Source organism: Paraliomyxa miuraensis (genome assembly GCF_026337845.1).
GTDB classification, from domain to species: Bacteria; Myxococcota_A; Polyangia; order Nannocystales; family Nannocystaceae; genus Paraliomyxa; species Paraliomyxa miuraensis.
In genome coordinates this window covers 1-933 of the sequence record NZ_JAOVZF010000080.1, presented here as the reverse complement: position 1 = coordinate 933, position 933 = coordinate 1, and the positions used below count along the sequence as shown (strand labels likewise).

At 63.8% G+C, this 933-nt stretch carries 1 pseudogene; it reads right to left on the bottom strand.

The window, feature by feature from the left end:
* Positions 1-521 (bottom strand): annotated as a pseudogene (locus OEB96_RS00360) (hypothetical protein); the annotation flags it as partial.
* Positions 522-933: the final 412 nt, after the last annotated feature.

Below are 933 nucleotides of genomic sequence, written 5' to 3'. Positions count from 1 at the left end.
GTCGCTTCGCTCCCGTTGCCCAGGTGCTTCGGAACGCTTGCCCAGGTCCACCGGTCCAACTGCCCAGATGCTCCGGAATACGCACCCCATTGCACGGCCAGGCTCACGGCTCGAAAGACGGTGTCCCAGGTCGTGTGGAAGGTACGCGCGACCTCCTGCCAGCTCATCTTCTTGGACCAGTGCGCCAAGAACCACGCGTAGGTCGTCGTCGTGGGGCTCTTGCCCTTGGCCCACGGGATCGCCTCGACCTTGACCCCGCACCGCGGGCACTTGACCCGGCGCATGGTGTACGCGAAGAACACCAGCAGACCCCACAGCGGGACGAACTGGAAGTACCGAGTGTCCTTCTGGGTGTCGTAGTACGGCGCGGGGTGCTCGCACTTGGAGCACAGCAACCGGCACCGGGTATCGGGGCGGATCCAGACGACCAAGCGCTCCCTTGCGCCCTCGCGGAGCTCGGCACGGTCGTAGACGAAGCCCTTGTGTTTCTGGACGTGGTTGAGCAAAGTCTTGAGCTGCATCTCGGGCTTTGGGAGTCGGTTGGTTGTGTTGCAACTCCATCCTCGCTCCTCCGAGATGCGCATTGCCCGTGGTCCGTTGCTCTGCCGCCCAACGGCCCCGGTCCATGTTCGGCCTCGACCTGCGTAGGGCTAGACCTCCCCCGTTTCAGTGGACACCCTCCAACCGAAACAACCCCTCGTCGTCGTAGCTGATCAGTGCAGCGTTCTGTCACCGGCGCTGCGAGCAACCGAGGTCCCCAGGGGGGGCTCGCAACCTGTGGATGACTGTGGAGCGCGGTGGACGAGTTGCGCTTCGCCAACTGGGCATCGACGGGCGATACTGGAGGACAGACCAAATGGGTAAGAGAAAGAGGAGAGTCTTCACCGCCGAGCAGAAGGCCGAGGCCGTCAAGATCGCGCTCGGCTCACGCAA